The organism is Brevundimonas sp. AVps7, from assembly GCF_058681545.1.
The window spans coordinates 945,921-958,694 of the sequence record NZ_CM178742.1 but is presented as its reverse complement, the minus strand read 5'-3'; the positions used below and the strand labels follow the sequence as shown (position 1 = coordinate 958,694).

General features: G+C 67.5%; 13 protein-coding genes. 8 read left to right on the top strand and 5 right to left on the bottom strand.

The annotated features are described in order from the left end of the window. The first annotated feature begins 5 nt into the window (after nucleotides 1–5). Complete coding sequence (locus ACW17Y_RS04790; RefSeq protein WP_492037636.1) at nucleotides 6–515, top strand: sterol desaturase family protein; 510 nt, start codon at nucleotides 6–8, stop codon at nucleotides 513–515. Continuing rightward, a complete protein-coding gene (locus ACW17Y_RS04785) occupies nucleotides 512–1,228 on the top strand; it encodes a fatty acid desaturase (protein WP_492037635.1) in 717 nt (238 codons plus the stop codon). Before ACW17Y_RS04790 ends, ACW17Y_RS04785 begins: the two co-directional genes overlap by 4 nt. On the opposite strand, the gene ACW17Y_RS04780 is transcribed toward ACW17Y_RS04785, so the two are convergent. The 4 genes from ACW17Y_RS04780 to ACW17Y_RS04765 form a co-directional block, all read right to left on the bottom strand. Then, a complete protein-coding gene (locus tag ACW17Y_RS04780) occupies nucleotides 1,225–2,163 on the bottom strand; it encodes a phytoene/squalene synthase family protein (RefSeq protein WP_492037634.1) in 939 nt (312 codons plus the stop codon). The two genes, ACW17Y_RS04785 and ACW17Y_RS04780, sit on opposite strands and share 4 nt — an antisense overlap. Continuing rightward, nucleotides 2,160–3,662: a phytoene desaturase gene (locus ACW17Y_RS04775; protein ID WP_492037633.1), complete on the bottom strand. Its 1,503-nt coding sequence runs from the start codon at nucleotides 3,660–3,662 to the stop codon at nucleotides 2,160–2,162. The genes ACW17Y_RS04780 and ACW17Y_RS04775 overlap by 4 nt, the downstream gene beginning before the upstream one ends. Continuing rightward, the gene (gene crtY / locus ACW17Y_RS04770) at nucleotides 3,659–4,825 is read right to left on the bottom strand and encodes a lycopene beta-cyclase CrtY (protein WP_492037632.1); all 1,167 of its coding nucleotides are present in this window, start codon (nucleotides 4,823–4,825) and stop codon (nucleotides 3,659–3,661) included. The genes ACW17Y_RS04775 and crtY overlap by 4 nt, the downstream gene beginning before the upstream one ends. A 70-nt stretch (nucleotides 4,826–4,895) precedes the next feature. Next, nucleotides 4,896–6,767, bottom strand: a complete 1,872-nt coding sequence (locus ACW17Y_RS04765) for a PPC domain-containing protein (protein ID WP_492037631.1) — start codon at nucleotides 6,765–6,767, stop codon at nucleotides 4,896–4,898. A 96-nt stretch (nucleotides 6,768–6,863) separates the two neighbouring features. On the opposite strand from ACW17Y_RS04765, the gene folD reads away from it, so the two are divergent. From folD to ACW17Y_RS04740, 5 genes are all read left to right on the top strand, one after another. Continuing rightward, nucleotides 6,864–7,787 carry a bifunctional methylenetetrahydrofolate dehydrogenase/methenyltetrahydrofolate cyclohydrolase FolD gene (gene folD / locus ACW17Y_RS04760; protein ID WP_492037630.1) on the top strand — a complete coding sequence of 308 codons (924 nt, stop codon included), beginning with the start codon at nucleotides 6,864–6,866 and terminating at the stop codon, nucleotides 7,785–7,787. 68 nt (nucleotides 7,788–7,855) lie between these two features. Further along, nucleotides 7,856–8,533, top strand: coding sequence for a LemA family protein (locus tag ACW17Y_RS04755; RefSeq protein WP_492037629.1), 678 nt, complete (start codon nucleotides 7,856–7,858; stop codon nucleotides 8,531–8,533). Then, on the top strand, nucleotides 8,530–9,378 hold the full coding sequence (locus ACW17Y_RS04750; RefSeq protein WP_492037628.1) for a TPM domain-containing protein: 849 nt from the start codon (nucleotides 8,530–8,532) through the stop codon (nucleotides 9,376–9,378). The genes ACW17Y_RS04755 and ACW17Y_RS04750 overlap by 4 nt, the downstream gene beginning before the upstream one ends. After that, complete coding sequence (locus tag ACW17Y_RS04745; RefSeq protein ID WP_492037627.1) at nucleotides 9,372–10,064, top strand: TPM domain-containing protein; 693 nt, start codon at nucleotides 9,372–9,374, stop codon at nucleotides 10,062–10,064. Before ACW17Y_RS04750 ends, ACW17Y_RS04745 begins: the two co-directional genes overlap by 7 nt. Before the next feature lie 51 nt (nucleotides 10,065–10,115). Then, on the top strand, nucleotides 10,116–10,853 hold the full coding sequence (locus ACW17Y_RS04740) for an endonuclease/exonuclease/phosphatase family protein (RefSeq protein WP_492037626.1): 738 nt from the start codon (nucleotides 10,116–10,118) through the stop codon (nucleotides 10,851–10,853). Here ACW17Y_RS04740 and ACW17Y_RS04735 read toward each other — a convergent pair. Next, nucleotides 10,838–12,301, bottom strand: coding sequence for a phospholipase D-like domain-containing protein (locus ACW17Y_RS04735; protein WP_492037625.1), 1,464 nt, complete (start codon nucleotides 12,299–12,301; stop codon nucleotides 10,838–10,840). The two genes, ACW17Y_RS04740 and ACW17Y_RS04735, sit on opposite strands and share 16 nt — an antisense overlap. A gap of 170 nt (nucleotides 12,302–12,471) precedes the next feature. Between ACW17Y_RS04735 and ACW17Y_RS04730 the strand changes: the two genes are divergently transcribed. Then, entirely contained in the window at nucleotides 12,472–12,654 is a 183-nt protein-coding gene (locus ACW17Y_RS04730; protein ID WP_492037624.1) for a hypothetical protein, read from the top strand. Nucleotides 12,655–12,774: the final 120 nt, after the last annotated feature.

Sequence of the window (12,774 nt, the reverse complement as noted above, 5' to 3'; positions counted from 1 at the left end):
CGTCCATGCTCCCCGTGTGGTTTACCCTGCTGACCCTGGCCGTCTTCATCCTGATGGAGGGCGTCGCCTGGTGGACCCATCGCTATGTCATGCACGGCCCCCTGGGGTGGGGCTGGCACCGCGATCACCACGAGCCCCACGACAAGACCTTCGAGACCAACGACCTCTATGGCGTCGTCGGCGCCGTCGTTGGAACGAGCCTGTTCGTCCTCGCCTGGCTGACGGGTCTTTGGTGGGTGCGGGCCATCGCCCTGGGCGTGACCCTGTACGGCGCTGTCTACGCCTTCGTGCACGACGGCCTGGTGCACCAGCGCTGGCCGTTCCACTGGATGCCGAAGAACGGGTACGCCCGCCGCCTGGTCCAGGCGCACAAGCTGCACCATGCGGTCCAGACCCGCGAGGGCGCCGTCTCATTCGGCTTCGTCTTCGCTCCCGATCCGCAGCGCCTCAGCGCGATTCTCAAGGCCCGCCGCGCCGAACGCCCCGCCCCGGATCGCCGGGCGGTCGCGGATTGACCGCCGCCCGCCAGACCGCCATCGGCCTGACCCTGGCGGCCCTGATCGTCGGGTGCTGGATCACGCTGCACGTCTGGGGCGTCTTCTTCCAGCCGCTGACCGGGTCGGGCCTGGTCATCGCGCCTTTACTCATACTGACCCAGAGCTGGCTCGGCGCGGGCATGTTCATCGTCGCCCACGACGCCATGCACGGCTCGCTGGCGCCCGGCCGTCCGCGAGTGAACGCGGTCGTGGGCCAGGTCTGTGTCGGCGCCTATGCCGCCTTCTCGTACCGCAAACTGAACGGCAGCCATCACCAGCACCATCGGACGCCGGGCCAGGCCGAGGACCCCGACTTCCATGCCGCCCGGCCCGAGGCTTTCGCCCCGTGGTTCTACGGCTTCTTCACCCGCTATTTCGGCTGGCGCGAGTTCGCCGTCGTGACAGCGGTGCTGGTCGCCTATCTGCTGATCGGCGCCCGTGTCGCCAACCTGATCCTCTTCTGGGCGCTCCCGGCGATCATCAGCGCGATACAGTTGTTCTTCTTCGGCACCTGGTTGCCGCACAGGCATGACCGGACCGCCGAACCGTTCGCCGACCGACACAATGCGCGGACCATCCCGATGCCCTGGATCGCGTCACTGCTGACCAGTTTCCACTTCGGTCTGCACCACGAGCACCACCTGTCCCCGACGACGCCATGGTGGCGGCTGCCGGAGCTCCGGCGGCGCTAGACCCGCGTCCAGAGCGCCGGTCTGGGCGGCGGCGCCTTGCCGCGATCCAGCGTCTGGGTCCAGACCGCGATCAGGGCGCCACGCCCGAACAGCCAAAGTTTCATTGGCCTACCGACGGACACCCGCCTGACCCAGACGCCCGGTCCGCGCCGACGCACCTTGCGGCCGATCTCGCGATAGATGCCGCGCGCCGCCGCGATCGCCATCGACGACCTGAACGGCAGACCGCGCAGTCCGTCGCGCGCGCTGTCGTAGTAGGGCTCTGCGACGGCCAGCAGCCGCTGGGTCACCGCGTGCACCACGGCCCTGTTCGCCGGATCGGCCACGGCTTCGGCGATCGGTTCCAGCCCCGCCTGGACCAACCAGTCCGCCGGCAGATAGACCCGACCGTCCTCCGCATCCTCGATCACGTCGCGCGAAATATTGGTCAGCTGGAAGGCCAGCCCCAGGTCCTGGGCCCGACGCAGCACCTCGGGGTCCGTCACCCCCATGACGCGCGCCATCATCACCCCGACCACCCCTGCAACGTGCCAGCAGTAGGTCATGACGTCGTCGAGCGTCCGATAGTCCCGGCGCTCCACGTCCATCGCGAAGCCGTCGATCAGGTCCATCGCCCACCGCTCCGGCAGGCGATGGCGGATGGCGACGCGCTGGAAGGCGGCAAAGGTCGGATCGGGCATGGGCTCGCCGGTCATGGCACGCCGGGTCATGTCATAGAGCCGGGCCAGACGTCGCTGCTGCTCCTCGACGGACAGCACCTCATGGCCGAAGCCGTGGTCCTGGCCGTCGATCTCGTCGTCGCAGGCCCGACACCAGGCGTAGAGCAGCCAGGCGTCCTCGCGCACGGCCGGGTCGAACAGCCGTGAGGCGGAGCGGAAGCTCTTTGACCCCTTGGTGATCGAGGCCTTGGAAGCGGCGAGGACGGCGTCGGTCATGGAACTTTGGCGGCCTGTTCCAGCATCAGCCCCGCCGTCGCCTTGGCCGAGCCGACCACGCCGGGTATGCCCGCCCCCGGATGGGTGCCGGCCCCGACCACATACAGGTTCGAGATGACATCGTCGCGGTTGTGCGGCCGGAACCAGGCGCTCTGCGTCAGGATCGGCTCTAGCGAGAAGGCCGACCCCAGGTGGGCGTTCAGATCTTCCTTGAAGTCCGCCGGGGTCCAGATGCGAGTCGTCATCAGGTCTCGACGCAGGTTGGGGATGTACCGTTCCTCGAGGTAGTCGATGATCTTCTCGCGGTACTCCGGCCCCTTGGTCTCCCAGTCGATGTCGGCGGCGCCCAGGTGGGGCACGGGCGACAGGACGTAGTGGCTGCTCATGCCCTCCGGGGCCATCGACGGGTCGGTGGCGCAGGGCGCGTGCAGATAGAGGGAGAAGTCCTCGGGCAGGGTCGGGCCGGAGAAGATCTCGGAGATCAGCTCGCGGTAGCGGGGGCCGAAGCAGATCGTGTGGTGGGCCAGCTGCGGCTGGGGCTGCGACGTGCCGAAATACAGCACGAACAGAGACATCGAGAATCGCTTGGATTTCAGCGACTTCGCCTTGGCCTTTCCGCGCGGTGTTCGGCCCAGAAGCTTGTCGTAGGTGTGGACCACATCCGCGTTCGAGGCGACCATGTCGGCGCGGATCGTCTCGCCAGTGTCGAGCGTAACACCCGTGGCCCGATCGCCTGCGGTCTCGATCCGCTCGACGGAGGTGTTGAGACGAACGGTCCCGCCCAGATCCTCGAACCCCTTCACCAGGCCGGCGATCAGGGCCCCCGTCCCGCCGCGCGCGAACCAGACGCCGCCGCGCCGCTCCAGCGCATGGATCAGGGCGTAGACGCTGCTCGTCTTGAACGGATCGCCGCCCACCAGCAGCGTGTGGAAGCTGAAGGCCTGCTGCAGGTGCGGATCCTGGATGTAGCGCGCCACCATGGCGTGGACGCTGTTCCAGCTCTCCAGCCGCGCCAGCTCAGGCGCCGCCTTGATCATCGACCAGAAGGACTGGAACGGCACGGCGCCCAGTTTAACATAGCCCTCCTGGTACAGTTCCTCAGAGTAGGCGTGGAACCGGTTGTAGCCCTCGACGTCGGCGGGATTGAAGGCCGCGATCTGGCGCTCCATCGCGACCTGGTCATCATTGTAGTCGAACGACGCCCCGTCCTCCCAGCACAGGCGGTAGAAAGGATCGACGGGCAGAAGTTCAGCATAGTCGGACAGCGACCGGCCCGTGCCCTCGAACAGTTCTTCCAGACAGTCGGGGTCGGTGATGACCGTGGGACCGGCGTCGAAGGTGAAGCCCTGTTCCTTCCAGACGTAGGCGCGGCCGCCGGGCTTGTCGCGTTTCTCGATCAGGGTCGTCTGGATGCCTGCGCGTTGCAGTCGGATCGCCAGGGCGATGCCGCCGAAACCGGCGCCGATAACCACCGCACGCCTGGCCGTTACGTCTCTCATGCCACTCTTCCTCGCCCGGTTTCCCGGAGTAGTTTCAATGCGCGCCCGACCGGCACGGGCGGTTTGCCCGTCAGGATGCGGACCTTGTCCAGCACCGTGCTGGCGCCTGCGTAGAAACGCCTGACCAACGGTTCCGGCAAGCCGTAGAAGCGTCGCAGCACCTTCCATCGTTCCCGGGGCTCCGCCGCCCGGAACAGCATCCGGTCCAGCAGCCGGTAATAGGCGCGGTCCGCCCACAGTGATTTAGAGTGCGTTTCCAGCAGGGTCCGCAGCCCGGCCGAGGACAGATCGCTCGCCGCGGCCACCCGCCGCGCCACCGTGACCGCGTCCGGCAGGGAGTATCCCGTCGTCGGATGGAACAGCGCTCCCGCCAATCCGGCGCGCGCCACCGGCGGTCCCTCGGCCCAGAAGGCGTCGATGTCGCCATCCAGAGCGATGGGCAGGACGCCTTGTTCCTCATCGATCACGGCGTCGACGGCCCAGCCGCGCGAACGGATGTAGGCGTCGATCCGGCGTCCCAGCAGCGCGCGGTCCAGATTCGGGCCATCCACATAGTAGGTGTCCTCGACCAGTACCGTCCGCTCGTCGAACGGCAGCAGATAGACGAAGCGATAGGCGTCGCCCTGCCCCACTGTGGCGTCCATGATCGTGGGGCGCGTCAGACCATGCGGTTGGGTCAGGCGGACCGTGCGACCGACGAACAGCTGCCAGCCCAGATCCAGATGGGGTGTCGGCGCCGGCCCCCGCGCATCGATCACGCCATGGGCCGTCAGCACCCGACCGTCGGAAAGGGTCATGCCATCGGGCCGAACCTCGACGGCCTCGCCAGCGATCAGCCGGTCGCCGAGCAGAGGCGACACGGCCTCGTGCAGCCGCTCCGAGGTCAGGCTGTTGTAGGGCGTCTCCAGCACCCGGCTCAGACCCGGAAAATAGACCTCGTATCCGTCCGGCCAGCGGTGCGGCGTGGCCGGCTCCAGCCAGTCGCGATCCTCGTCCGACACGTCGCCGTCGAAGAAGGACCACGTATGATTGCCGCCCAGCCGCCCGTCGCGTTCGACCACGGCGACGCGAACCTCCGGCCGGTCGATCGCCAGCCGCCAGGCGATCAGACTGGAGGCCAGGCCGCCGCCGACAAGGATCAGGTCATGGTGGGGGGAGCCCATGTCCGATCCATAAAGCGAAAGAGGCCCCGACGCGAACGCATCGGGGCCTCATCGCAGGATGTCGGAATGACTACTCCTTGGGCTCGACCGTCAGGGCGTAGGCCCCCGACTGACCCGAGGAGAAGCTGCGGGCGCGGATGACGTAGTCGCCCTCCTCTTCCACCGCCCAGTCGATCTTGGCATGGGTGTCCGACAGACTGTCGTCATCGGAGACGACCGAGGTGAACACGCCGGTCTCGTCTTCACGACCGATGTCGATGAAGGCGTCGAACTCGTTGGAAACCATCGTCAAACGCAGCTTCTCGCCAGCCTTCACCGAGATCTTGTAGGCGTCGTAGAAGCTGCCGTCCTCGGCGAGGGCGTCGTCTTCGCCCAGCGTACCGCGCGCCGTCGCGCCGACCAGAATGCTGCCCGGCAGGGGCTGCGGACCGCGATCCAGCAGTTCCAGGGAATACAGGCCGTCGGCGTCGGCAGAAAGCGGTGAAGCGCGGACGATAAACTCCCCGTCGTTCGGCACGATGTAGTTCAGGCGCGAGTCCGTGCCCTCGCCCAGGCCGTCGTCGTCAGAGGCCATCGCGTAGAAGTCGCCCTCGGGGCTGCCGATCTGCAGATAGGTGTCGAAGTCGCCCGAGCGCATGATCAGCTGGATCCGGTTCCCGGCCGTGCCGCTGAACGTATAGGCGTCGAAGCCCCTGCTCTCGTCGTCGCGCGGATCTTCGGCGACAATCGCACCCTGCACCGTGGCTCCAAAGGTCAGGGCGACCGGGGCCGGCAGAGGCGCGGCCTCCTCGAACGACAGGGTGTAGGCGCCCTCGCCCTCTCCGGTGAAGGCTCGGGCCTCGATCTCGTACTGACCGTCCGCGGTGAGGCTATAGGTCAGGCGCGAGTTGGTGCCTTCGCCGGCGCCGTCGTCGTCCGCGTCCATCGAATAGCGGCCGCCCTCCACATCCGCGTTGTCGGCAAACAGCTCCAGATAGGTGTCGAACGCGTCCGAGCTCATCGTCACGACGATCCGCTGGCCCGCCGTCCCGGTGAAGCTATAGGCGTCGGCGCGCTGGCCGAAGGCGTTGCCGCCGTCGTCGGCGTCCAGCGCTCCCTCGACCGTTTCGCCTAGCGTGATCGGACGCACCACCATAGGCGGCGGGCCTTCGGCCAGACCCAGCTCGTAGTCGCCCTCGGTCGAGCCATCCAGCGGCGCGGCGCGGATGACATACTCGCCGTTCGAGGGGGCGGTGAAGATCAGGTAGGAGTTCAGGCCGCCCGAGCCCGAGTCGTCGTTCTGGGCCAGTTCCTCGAAGGCGCCGCTGCGCCCCACCCGACCGACACGCACGATCGGATCGAAGTCATCGCTCTCAAGCGTGATGGCGAACCGCTCGCCCTGCCGCGCCCGGAAGCTGTAACCGTTGTAGGTGTACTCCCCGTACTGCCCGTCTTCCTCAGTCGGGCTGCGATCGCTGATCGCGCCGTCGACGTCGTCGCCGAGGCGGATGGCGGTCGGACGCGGGGCGCGGGGGGCCTGGCCCCGGTCCGTGACCTCGATGTTGTAGTCGCCGCCTTCCAGGCTGGCCAGGGTGCGGGCGCGGATGATGTAGGTTCCGCCCTCGGCGGTGAAGCGCGCGCGTGAGTTGGTGCCTTCGCCCAGGCCGTCATCGTCCTGGGTGATCGCCTCGCCCGTGTCGGTGTCCTTGTAGACTTCCAGGTAGGCGTCGAACGCCTCCGAACGCATCGCGACCTGCAGCCGCTGACCGGCGCGGGTCTGGAGGGCGTAGGTGTCGTAGATGAACTGTCCGATGTTCTCGTCGTCAACGCGAGTATCATCCGCGGACAGTTGGCCGCTGACCGTCTGGCCGATGCGCAGCGACGAAACGTCCTGAGCCGCTGCATGCCCGGCGGCGAACAGCGCGAGGGTGCTGACGGTCATGATGAAGGTGGAGCGGCGCATTGGATTTCCCTGTTCTGAGAAGCCAACATAGACGCTGAACCGCGACGCCTGTAAATCGCCCGCACCTTATCGAATCCTGACGAAAGAGGGCCTCCCATGGCCGGACCCGACGCACGCGCGGCGATCATCGACGGCAAGGCCTTCGCCGCCGGTCTGGTGGAGCGTGTCGCGGCCGCCTCGGCGCGGCTGGAAGCGGGCCACGGGATCAAACCGGGCCTGGCGGTGGTGATTGTCGGCGAGGACCCCGCCAGCCAGATCTACGTTCGCAACAAGGGCGAGACCACTGCTCGCGCCGGCATGCGGTCCGACACCCACCGCCTGCCCGACACGACCAGTCAGGCGGAGCTTCTGGCGCTTGTCGAGACGTTGAATGCGGACGCGGGCATTCACGGCATTCTGGTGCAACTGCCCCTGCCTCCGCAGATCGATTCCTCGGCGGTGCTGGGCGCCATCGATCCGGACAAGGACGTCGACGGCTTTCATGTCGTCAACGCCGGGCGGCTGGCGGTCGGCCTGCCGGGGCTGGTCCCCTGCACGCCGCTGGGATCGACCATGCTGCTGAAGGACAGGCTCGGCGACCTGTCCGGGCTGAACGCGGTCATCGTCGGCCGCTCGAACATCGTCGGCAAGCCAATGGCGCAGCTGCTGCTGGCCGAAAACTGCACCGTCACCATCGCCCATTCGCGCAGCCGCGACCTGCCGGCGATCTGCCGAGCCGCCGACATCCTGGTCGCCGCCGTGGGTCGGCCGGAGATGATCAAGGGCGACTGGATCAAGCCGGGCGCAACCGTGATCGACGTCGGCATCAACCGCGTCCCGTCCGCCGATGCGGTCAAGGCGGCCGAAGGCAAGACCCGCGTCGTGGGCGATGTCGCCTTCGCCGAGGCGGCCAGCGTGGCGGGCGCGATCACGCCTGTGCCCGGGGGCGTGGGGCCCATGACCATCGCCTGCCTGCTGGCCAACACCTATACGGCGGCCTGTCGCGCCGCCGGGGTCGCGCCGGAACCACTGGACGCTTGAAGCGGCGTCACGAACGCCTGATAGTCCCCCATCGACAGACGGCGCTTCGCCGTAGGATGGAGAGATTCATGGCTCGCAGCACATCTCGTCTCGTCGGCTCGGTCGCCATCCTTCTCGCCGCCCAGAGCGTGGCGGCCTGCGGCTACAACACCATTCCGACCAAGCAGGAGCGGGCCGAAGCCGCCTGGGCCGACGTCCAGAGCCAGTACCAGCGTCGCGCCGACCTGATTCCCAATCTGGTCGCCACGGTCCAGGGCGCGGCGATCCAGGAACGCACCACCCTGACCCAGGTGATTGAGGCCCGCGCCCGCGCCACGGCCGTCCAGATTACCCCCGAGACGCTCAGCGATCCGGCCGCCTTCCAGCAATTCCAGGCCGCGCAGGGCCAGCTGACCAGCGCCCTGTCGCGCCTGCTGGTCACGGTCGAGGCCTATCCGCAGCTGCAGGCCAATCAGGGCTTCCTGCAACTTCAGTCCCAGCTGGAAGGCACGGAGAACCGGATCACGATCGCGCGGCGCGACTACAACGAGGCGGTCCGCGACTACAACACGAGCCTGCGCACCTTCCCGACCGTGATCTGGGCCAAGACCGCCTTCTCCGGCGAAGAGCCGATGCAACTGTTCACCGCGACGGCCGAGGCCCAGACCGCGCCCCAGGTGTCGTTCAACCTCGACGGCCAGTCGGCCGCAGCGCCCGGCGGGTCCGCCCCGGCCGTCGCTCCCGGTTCGACACCGCCCGCGCAGTGAATCCGATCAGTTCCGTCAAACTGACCAAGGCTTTTCTGGTCATTTTCCTCGCCGGTTTGACGGCGCTGTTTTCACTTGTTCCTCAAGCGTTCGCGGCCGACCCGACCTTCCCTGCCCTGTCGGGCCGGGTCGTGGATCAGGCTCAACTGCTGACGCCCGAGACCGAGGCCGAGATCTCCACGAAGCTGGCCCAGCTGGAGACGGACACGGGCGACCAGTTCGTCGTGGTCACCCTCGACAGCCTTCAGGACCATGAGATCGAGGACTACGGCTACCGGCTCGGCCGCGCCTGGGGCATCGGCAATGCGGAGAACGACAGCGGCGTACTGCTGATCGTCGCGCCGAACGAACGCAAGGTGCGGATTGAGGTCGGCTACGGCCTTGAGCCCGTCCTGACCGATGCCCTGTCCAACCAGATCATCCAGACCGACATCCTGCCGCCGTTCCGCGACGGCGACTATTCGCGCGGCATCGAGACCGGGGTCGACGCCGTCATCGCCCAATTGCGTCTGGATCCCGCAGAAGCCGCGGCCCGCGCCGCCGAGGCCGCGCCCAGCGAGGCGGAGGCTCCGGTCCTTCCGGGCATCATCATCGCCCTGATCTTCATCTTCTTCTTCCTGAGCCTGCTGCGCGGCATCGGACGGCGGGGTCGCAAGCGGCGCGGGGCGCGAGGGGGCATTGATCCGATCCTGATCTGGGGCGCGGCCGAAGTTCTGTCGAACGCATCGCGAGGGTCGTCGCGCGGCTCCTCGGGAAGTTCGTGGGGGAGTTCGGGAAGCAGCTTCGGCGGGTTCTCGGGCGGCGGCGGCAGCTTCGGCGGCGGGGGAGCCTCGGGCGGATGGTGATGCGACTGAACTCCAGCGAACACGCGCGCGTCGCGGGCGCCATCGCGGCGGCGGAGGCCAGCACCTCAGGCGAAATCTTCTGCGTCCTGGCGGGACAGGTCTCGAGCTATCGCGATATCAGCCTGGCCTGGGCGGCGGCGGCGGCGCTTCTGCTTCCGCTGGCGCTGATTCCCTTCGGGTTCGAGCCCGCCTGGTTTCCGGGTCTGGGCGCGGGCTGGGAGGCCGGCCATCTCTCCGCGCTGGACCTGAACCTTGGCCGCGCGCTCGGGGTCTATGCGGTCGTGCAGGCCGCGGTGTTCGTGGCGGTCTATATCCTCTTGAGGATCCCTGTCCTGACCCGACTGACGACGCCGCGCGGCGTGCGGCGGGAGCGGACGCGTCAGGCGGCGATGCACCAGTTCCTGGCCCACGGCCTGCATGTCACCGAGTACCGCACCGGCGTCCTGATCTTCGCCGCCATGGCCGATCGACAGGTGGAGGTCATCGCCGACCAGGGCATCCACTCGCGCGTGGATCAGGCCGTCTGGGCCGAGGCGGTCCAGGTGCTGACCGAGGGACTGCGCGACCGCCGCGCCGCCGAAGGCTTCGAGCAGGCCATCGCACTGGTGGGCGGGGTGCTGGCCGAACACTTCCCACCCCGGCCGCGCAATCCGAACGAAGTACCGGATCGTCTTGTGGAAATCTGACCCTGCCGTCGCGCTCGCTTTTGGCGGGGAATTGGCCTAGCCCGTCGCCCCATGCGGCTAGTCACCTATAACGTCCATCGCTGTGTCGGGATCGACAGGCGTCTGGATGTCGAACGCATCGCCGGCGTGATCGCCGAGCTCGAACCCGACATCGTCTGCCTTCAGGAACTGGACGTCGGTCGCGCCCGGACCGGCGGCGTCGACCAGGCGCGCGTCATCGCCGATCATCTGTCGATGGCCGTCCGTTTCCATCCCGCGATGCGGATCGAGGCTGAGGAATACGGCGATGCGATCCTGACCCGTCATCCCGAAACCTTGATGCGTGTCGGCGCCCTGCCGACCGTGCGCGGCGTGCCCGGCCTGGAGCCGCGCGGCGCCCTGTGGGTGCGCGTCAACGTCGAGGGGGTGGACATCAATGTCCTCACCACTCACCTCGGCCTGGTTCCGCGCGAGCAGCGGCTTCAGGCGGCGGCCCTGGTCGGCAAGGAATGGCTGGGCCACCCGGACTGCAAGGGGCCGACCCTGCTGGCCGGGGACTTCAACGCCACCTCGATCACACGGCCGTATCAGACGCTGGCGAGAAACCACGCCGACTGTCAGCGCCAGCTGGGCCTGAAGCCGACCCTGAAGACCTTCCCGTCCGGCTTCCCCGCGATCCGCATCGACCACGTTTTCGTCAGCCCTGAAATCAGGATCACCGGCGTGCGCGCACCCTTCTCACCCCTGTCGCGGATGGCCTCGGATCACCTGCCGCTCGTTGTCGATTTCGAGATTCAGCCCGCGGCCTGAAGTCGCTGCGAGCGGTTGCGCCGCTTCCAGGGCCGCCAGGCGTCACGGGGCGAGGTCGGATCGCCCAGCTGAAACTCGGCGATGGTGCGCTGGATCATCGACGGCGGCGTCGCGCCCAAGGGCGACATCCGGCCGCTCCCGAACTTCTGGATCGCCTCGCCGATGGAACCGCAGACGGCCTCGGCCGCTGCGAACTCTTCCGCCGTCACGCCGATGAAATGGCCGATGGTGCGATGACGGAAGCGCTGGATGGCGTCGCACCCCGCCTTGTCCTCCGGCGCGATGGCGACATCGCATTCGGTATCAAAGCCGAGCGACCGGTTGTTCAGGTTCGTCGAACCGATCCGCAGCAGGACGTCGTCGATCACCGTCACCTTGGCGTGGACGATAATCCGCTCGCCGTTCTTCGTATTGGGGCTGAAGGCGAAGAACCGGTTGTGCCGGTCCGCGCTCTCGAGCCGGAACAGAACCTCGGCCCGCGCCGTGTCCATCGTCATGCTGTCGAACCAGCTGGGACTACGGCCGGTAGAGACCAGAACGATCTCGGGCCCGTCCTCCTCATCCAATCGTTCGGCCAGAGCGTTGGCGATGATCGGAGAGGTGAAATACTGGTTCTCCATATAGATCAGCTTCCGGGCGCCCCGGATGGCCTCCAGATGCAGTCGCTCGTTTTCGCGGACCTCGTGGCGACCGCCGAAGCCGGGCTCCGTGCGGGCGATGCCGACGGGCGTGTCATGGAAGTCCACAGCCAGATCGTCGGGCCAGGGATCGCCGTCGACCGTCTCCGGCACTGTCCGCTCCCAGGTCGCCTTGAACCAGCGTTCGCGCGCCAGATCGCCGAGGGCCATCGCCGCCGGGCCGCTCATCACGCACATGGTCTCGTGCCGGGGCGCAGAGATGATCCCGGACGGCTGGCAGCGCCGGGGATCGTCGTCGGTATGCGCCTCGGAGTCCCAGCGATCGACCGAGATGTCCCCGCCGCCGCAGAAGGCCACGGCGTCATCGACGATGATCGCCTTCTGGTGATGGCAGGCGCCGATAGGGCCGGGCGTATCCAGGCGGAACTCGACCATCCGCTTCCTGAACCAGGCCTGGGCCTTGTGCGGATAGAAGCCCTGCGACGCCGCGATCAGCAAAGGCGATTTCCAGATCAGCAGCCGGACATCCAGTTCCGGCCGCGTCTTGACCAGCATGCGCAGCATATGGCCGATCTCGGCCTGCCGGTCTCCAGGCCGCGTCTCCGGGTCCAGTCGCGTCCTGGGATCGAACTGCCAGCCCAGCACCACGACCGACCGCCGCGCCTTCGCAAGCGCCGAGGCCAGGGCTTCAAAATAGGCGGCGTTTTCCATCAGGATCGACAGCCGATCGGCCCGTTCGACCCGCCAGACGGTATCGCCGGGCGTCAACAGGGCGCCGGTGTCCAGCAACGGGCCTTGGGCGGCGTCCATGTCGGGTGTCCCTGCCGGCGTCGATGATCGGGGCGTCCGGCCTGCAAAGACGCCCGGACCCGTCTTCCGTTCCATGCCCTCGCCCCACCGGTCAATGCGGTTCGACCGCTGGATTGTCCGGTTCACCGAAATCAGGCATAAGGCGGGCTGGAATTGGGGGAGTGCAGACCTTGCAGGCGTTGATCGAGTTGCTGGCCGGCCTCATCGCCCTGCTCGCCACGGCGGCCTTGGCCCAGTTCGGCGTTGACCTGAACAGCGCGCCCCGCGCCGAACGCGAAATCCATCGCGTCAGCGATTGTCCCGAAGCGCCGACCCAGGCCCTGCTGACCGCGAAACCGACGAACGACTGCTAGCTTACGAAGCGTCAAATTGACGATCGGAGCCTGCCGGGCGCTTTTTTGACGCAACGGCGAGTCGATACGCACGCAAAATGGTCTAGGGTTGCGGTCGCTCGTGAATCCCGCGTCACGCGC

Excerpts from the sequence above, each read along its gene's own strand:
- ACW17Y_RS04775 (WP_492037633.1), bottom strand. The coding sequence starts at position 3,662 with ATGAGAGACGTAACGGCCAGGCGTGCGGTGGTTATCGGCGCCGGTTTC.
- ACW17Y_RS04745 (WP_492037627.1), top strand. The coding sequence starts at position 9,372 with ATGGTGATGCGACTGAACTCCAGCGAACACGCGCGCGTCGCGGGCGCC.
- ACW17Y_RS04735 (WP_492037625.1), bottom strand. The coding sequence starts at position 12,301 with ATGGACGCCGCCCAAGGCCCGTTGCTGGACACCGGCGCCCTGTTGACG.
- ACW17Y_RS04765 (WP_492037631.1), bottom strand. The coding sequence starts at position 6,767 with ATGCGCCGCTCCACCTTCATCATGACCGTCAGCACCCTCGCGCTGTTC.
- folD (WP_492037630.1), top strand. The coding sequence starts at position 6,864 with ATGGCCGGACCCGACGCACGCGCGGCGATCATCGACGGCAAGGCCTTC.
- crtY (WP_492037632.1), bottom strand. The coding sequence starts at position 4,825 with ATGGGCTCCCCCCACCATGACCTGATCCTTGTCGGCGGCGGCCTGGCC.
- ACW17Y_RS04790 (WP_492037636.1), top strand. The coding sequence starts at position 6 with ATGCTCCCCGTGTGGTTTACCCTGCTGACCCTGGCCGTCTTCATCCTG.
- ACW17Y_RS04740 (WP_492037626.1), top strand. The coding sequence starts at position 10,116 with ATGCGGCTAGTCACCTATAACGTCCATCGCTGTGTCGGGATCGACAGG.
- ACW17Y_RS04780 (WP_492037634.1), bottom strand. The coding sequence starts at position 2,163 with ATGACCGACGCCGTCCTCGCCGCTTCCAAGGCCTCGATCACCAAGGGG.
- ACW17Y_RS04755 (WP_492037629.1), top strand. The coding sequence starts at position 7,856 with ATGGCTCGCAGCACATCTCGTCTCGTCGGCTCGGTCGCCATCCTTCTC.